Source organism: Streptacidiphilus carbonis, assembly GCF_000787775.1.
GTDB classification, from domain to species: Bacteria; Actinomycetota; Actinomycetes; order Streptomycetales; family Streptomycetaceae; genus Streptacidiphilus; species Streptacidiphilus carbonis.
The window spans coordinates 1-5,190 of sequence record NZ_BBPM01000124.1 but is presented as its reverse complement, the minus strand read 5'-3'; the positions used below and the strand labels follow the sequence as shown (position 1 = coordinate 5,190).

Below are 5,190 nucleotides of genomic sequence, written 5' to 3'. Positions count from 1 at the left end.
GCGGTGCCGCTCGGAAGATGGAGCGGAGCTGGGCGCCTGGCCCTGCGATGCGGCTTCATCCCCCGAAGGGGTGAAGCCGAGCGGTGATCGGAACCGAAGCGCAGCTGCGGAACATGGGTTCAAGTGTCAGGGCGCAACGGCACGGTGGCGAAAGCGGGCAGTACGGTGGGGAACGCTTCCAGCAGCAGCAGCGGGCAGCCATCCGAACACGAGAACAGGACCTATCGCGTCCAAAAGATCGGGGCTGCAATCGCCTTGGCTGCTGCGGTGGGTGCGGGCGTGGGGATCTATGTGACCCACGACACCGGCAGTGCTGCCAATGTCATCACGCTCCGGGGGCAAGTTCAGTCGTGGTTCAACTCAGCGGCCCAGGAACTGACCTCCAAGCAGGCAGAGGACCACTTGAACGCCGTCGGCACCCTGAAGAAGATCATCGAGGTTTCTCCGTCTGACCAGCCGCGCGCGGTCGCCGAGTTGGCTGCGTTCGTCCGCAGCAACACGCCGATCACCCACTCGACTGCGTATCCGGAGCCCTCGGACTGCTCCGCTTTCGGAGTAGCCGAAAGCGTCCAGGCTGCCTTGGCCGCGATCAGCGAGCGCGACCCCAAGGTACCCATGTCGGTCTACCTCGACAGGACCGAGCTGTCGGGTGCTGACCTGCACGGCCTGAACCTGCGCGGGGTAGACCTCGCGGGCGCGGACCTGCACTGCGCCAACCTGAACAAGACAGACTTCAACGACGCCATCATGGACCGCGCGGACCTCACCGACACCAAGCTCATCGGCACCCAGTTCGCGGGCACCCGGTTCACGGGCGCCCGCGTCAACGACACCAGCCGCTTCTGCTCCCACCAGCAACCACGCCACCCGGACTACAACTACGTCTGCGTCTCCTGAACGACACCGTCCACGCGCACAGCGCACCGGGTGACGCTACTGCTCTCCGGTCCCGGGCTCGCTCTGGTCTGCCACTGCTACTCCCCCGTCCCGGCTGGCGACGTCTCGATCCCGCGATCTTCTCCCACGTCACCGACATCCGTCACGCAGCGGTTGCTTCTGCGGGCTGCCTCAGCCGACGTCCTGCGGCTCCTCCTCCGCGCCTCCTTTTCGGCCGGCTACCTGGCCGGGCGCAGCCGAGCAGCGCGACCCGGGGGCCGCGCGGACCTGGAGCGAGAACAGCGGCCCACGGCCCGGAGCGAACCACGCCTGCACACCGCACACCACAACATCCAAGCGTCGTGGGGGTGCAGAAGGGGTTGTCAGCCCGCTTTTGATCTCGGAAAAGTGGTCCTGAGCTGCCTGAATACGCCCGATTCGACCGCCGGGCGCGGAAGGGCGGCCGGAAGCCGGGACGGAAGGGAGAACGGAAGGGCCCGCGTCCGACCCGGTGAGCACAGTGGAAGGACTGGTGACTTCAGCGGGGGCCGGGGCGGCGCACGGTCGGCACGCCGCCCCAGCGGGTCGACCACGGGGGATGGTCCCCCGGACCAACGACGCACCCGGGCCGCCGTCACGGGCCGGCCGTAGGATCGGCCGGTGCCCCACGACTCCACCCCCGACCTCTCACTGACCGACCGCCAATGGGACGCCCTCGGCCAGCTCCGCCGCCTCCAGGAGCAGGGCAAGCCCGCAGGACGCGGAACCCCCGGACTGCACCTGGCCACACTCAAACCCCTGGCCACCGCCGCCCTGGTCGACCTGGAGGAGACCGGAGAACGGGACCGCCGCGGCCGCCAATGGACCGCCACCCTCACCCACACCGGCCACCACGTCCTGAACCAAGGCGACACCGAACCCACCGCGCCCTGACGCCCAGGCCGCCGCCCGCTGCCGCCTGGCAGCCCGTCCCGGCGCGGCGACGCCGACGCTTGGGTACCGGGCGGGGCGGTGCCGCCGCCGCTGTGCCCAACCACGACCGGAACGGAGCAGTCGGGCAGCGGAGAATCAGCCCTTGCCCAGCCGGCTCCCCCTTGCCCAACGGCCACAGACTCCTACGCATCCGCCGCCTCGGCGGCACCATCAACGAGTACAGATACGGCTCATGACGTGCAGCGATGACTTTTCGAGCGGTACAGGCCTGATCGCGGAGGAGAGGGCGCTGAAGACAGGTCCCCATAGGCCACGCCTGGCCCCGTTGGGTGGCCCGACAACGTGCGGAGCCCCCGCTCGCCCCCAGGGTGAGCGGGAGTCAGGGCCTACGCCCTTGCCCTGTACGGTGCGCCCGCGAGCAGACCTGCCTTGGCCTGACGGTGCAGGTCGCGGGCCGACTCGATCAGCTTGACCGCGTCGGGGCCCCACATGATCCGCGTCATGCGCTGTTCCGCCGCCGACTGCTGGGCCAACCAGATCAGCGGCAGCATGGCCTTCGTCGATGCGACCGCCATCTTGCTCTTCAGCGGTCCGACGCCCATGTTGCGCCGGGTCTTTCCCGAGACCGCACCCAAGATCGGATAATGGAACAACTTCTGGCTCAGCAGGAGCTGAGCGTGAATCCGCAACTGGGAGACGTGAAAGTTCTTCTTGATCGACTCCGTCGTGACCTTATGGAAGCTCTGCCCGGTCGCGGGGATGACGTCCATGGTCCAGCTGGGTTTGAACAGTTGGTCGTACTTCTCGTACAGCGCCTTCAGCTCGGCCATCGTCGTGGGGATCTCTCCCTCGGGCGAGTCGAAGAGACGGCAGTACTCGGCGACCTCGGCAATGTACTGGTCACGCTGCGCCGGAGCGAGGCGGTGCGGCGGCTTGCCGTCTCGGAAGGCAAGGTTCTCGTAGACCCACAGCATGGTGTGCATCTCCGTGAGCGCTGCCCACATCGCGTCTCGCGGGCCGTTGGCGTCGTAGCCGCCGAGCTCGGGATGGGCGATGTCGATGACGTCACCGGCCACCTTGGTGTGGATGTTGCGCAGATGCTTGGCGACCCGGTGGGCAGTGGCGGTGTCGCCGAGCCACATAGGGGTGTGGATGCCGGAGTTGCGCTGCTGGCGGTCGAAATTGTCGAAGATGGTGAGTTCGCCCTTGCGGGCCTTTCGAGAGATCGGATCCCAGTCGCGTACGCCCGCCAGGACCGGCTTGTACGTCAGCTGGAGCACGAACTGCGCCGGGCTCTGAAAGAAGATCGTGGCCGGGTGGAGCAGCACATCCCACGCGATGCTGCCTGGCCCGAAGACGCCGTAGTCCGGTGTCCCGTCCTCCTTGAGTGAACCACCTGCCGGTGTCGGCTCGCCGAACCTCCGCCATCGCGATTCGGTACCGAGCAGACGCTCCTTGGTGACGACTCGGTCGACCCGGTCTACCGATTTCGCGCCCTTCTCTGTGGCAGTCATGCCGAAACTCCTTCTCTTCACCGATCCGACGACCGAGGGGGCCGGTCTCAGACGCATCAGTCCCCGAGGGCCCCGTCGAACCGTGCGGCTCGAACCTGCGAAGCTCTCTCGGAGTTGCTTGTTAAGCGTTTAGCAACTTATCCAAGCTAGTAATCTTGACGCATGTCGTCAACCCCCCGTATGTCCGCATCCACCGCGTCCGGTTCGGTCGGGCAGGACAGGACACCGCCGCGGACCAAGCAGGAGCGTCGTGATCAGGCGGAGCAGTCACTCGTGGAAGCCGCCGGTCGGCTCGTCGCGCGTCGCGGGGTCGATCAGACCTCGGTCGCGGATGTCGGTGCGGAGGCCGGGTACAGCCGGGGCCTGGTCAACCACCATTTCGGGACCAAGGTGGCGCTGCTGCAGCGGGTGGCCCGCCAGAGTCAACTCGGGCTCGTCGAGGTGGTCGAAGGACTGACCGGGGATGGGCTGGAGTCGCTGGTCGTGATGGTCCGGTCCTACCTCACATGGATCGACCGGCATCCCGACGAGGCGCGCGCCTTCTTTGCGATGTGGGGATCCGCTCTTTCTGAGGAATCGGTCCTGCGGGAGGTGTTCGCGGACTTCGACAGCGACATCCGCGGAAAGATCGAGGAGTTCGTGCGCTCGGGCCAGCAGAACGGGACGATCAGGACCGACACCGACCCCGCGGGTGCGGCAACGGCGATCACCGGCATGCTGCGAGGTACCGGCGCCCAGCTGCTGGTCGCCCCCGAAGAAGTCGGTTTCGAGGCCGCATGTGCGATGTGCGAACAATTTGTACGCCGGGCGCTGTCCGTGCCCGGCGCGAGCGGCCCTTAACAGTGCGGTTTGTGATCTTCTGTCCGGCTTGTGATCACCTGATGGGGTGACGATGGGGCGTCACCGCCGGTCGGGCGTTCGGGATTTGCTTGGGTGACGGGATGAATGAGCGAATTCCAACCTGATTCTGCAGGTGGCGTGGGTCGTGGTTGGGGTGCTCGTGCCGGTCAGGTCTTGATCGCGGGCTGGTGATCGTCCGTCAGCGCTGCACCTCGGCGTTGGTCAGCACGAGCAGGGCTCGCAGGAGCGTGGTCGCGTGGCGGGCGTTCATGCGGACCTTGGTGAGGACTCGCCAGTTCTTGAGGTCAGCGAACCCGTGCTCGTTCGCGGCCCGTTCGCGGCTGACCAGCTTGTTCGCCTCCTTGCAGGGCACTTGAGGCGAAGCGACCGAAACTGACCGCCGGACGATCACCAGCCCGCGATCAAGACCCGACCGGCACGAGCACCCCAACCAGGACCCATGCCAGCCCCGTGACCTGCAGATCCAGGTTGGAATTCGCCCAATAGTGACTGGCAGGACGGCGGTGATCCGCAGCTCCAGCGGACCGGCTTCCCGGCGTAGCTCTCGGTCAGAATGATGATCTGGTTGTTAGTCAGCGGGATCTGTAGCCGCGCGGAGGTGGCCCCGTTGTGGAGGAACAGGGTCTGCGGCGGAGGTGGGCTGGACAGCCAATAGTATCGCGGTTCCCGGTCGTATGCAGGTCCACGGACAGATGCACAAGGTCCCGGGCTCCAGACCCGTGGCTTGCAGCTGCAACTGGACCTGCAACCGGTGGGTGTCCACGCCCTTGCTGATGGAGACCGAACTGACGTTGGTGCTCGTCTGGATGTAGCTGCTGCCGCTGAAGTGGAGCATCACCCGAACGTGCCCTTCTGACGGTGTGCCAAGGGCTGATTGTCGCGCGCGGACCAGGCGCGCGGCGCCGAATTACCAGCTCCGCGTGCAGTGGGCGCGCGGCGCACACCGAGGCGCATCGCTCATGCGGTTGGGTGTGCACGGCGATGCGGCGACGCGCACTGTAGGGCC

At 66.7% G+C, this 5,190-nt stretch carries 5 protein-coding genes; 3 read left to right on the top strand and 2 right to left on the bottom strand.

Features of this window, described 5'->3' with window-relative positions; all coding sequences use genetic code 11:
- The first annotated feature begins 123 nt into the window (after positions 1 to 123).
- Both TR46_RS38730 and TR46_RS37400 read left to right on the top strand, forming a co-directional pair.
- On the top strand, positions 124 to 897 hold the full coding sequence (locus TR46_RS38730) for a pentapeptide repeat-containing protein (RefSeq protein WP_152626938.1): 774 nt from the start codon (positions 124 to 126) through the stop codon (positions 895 to 897).
- Positions 898 to 1,536: 639 nt separating this feature from the next.
- Entirely contained in the window at positions 1,537 to 1,809 is a 273-nt protein-coding gene (locus tag TR46_RS37400) for a hypothetical protein (protein WP_042411702.1), read from the top strand.
- 386 nt (positions 1,810 to 2,195) lie between these two features.
- Here TR46_RS37400 and TR46_RS37395 read toward each other — a convergent pair whose 3' ends face one another.
- Positions 2,196 to 3,323, bottom strand: coding sequence for an oxygenase MpaB family protein (locus TR46_RS37395; protein WP_042411699.1), 1,128 nt, complete (start codon positions 3,321 to 3,323; stop codon positions 2,196 to 2,198).
- Positions 3,324 to 3,485: 162 nt separating this feature from the next.
- Here TR46_RS37395 and TR46_RS37390 point away from each other — a divergent pair, with 162 nt between their 5' ends.
- On the top strand, positions 3,486 to 4,163 hold the full coding sequence (locus TR46_RS37390; RefSeq protein WP_084719271.1) for a TetR/AcrR family transcriptional regulator: 678 nt from the start codon (positions 3,486 to 3,488) through the stop codon (positions 4,161 to 4,163).
- Between the two features lie 199 nt (positions 4,164 to 4,362).
- On the opposite strand, the gene TR46_RS37385 is transcribed toward TR46_RS37390, so the two are convergent.
- Positions 4,363 to 4,536: a hypothetical protein gene (locus TR46_RS37385; protein WP_169790687.1), complete on the bottom strand. Its 174-nt coding sequence runs from the start codon at positions 4,534 to 4,536 to the stop codon at positions 4,363 to 4,365.
- Between the last annotated feature and the right edge of the window lie 654 nt (positions 4,537 to 5,190).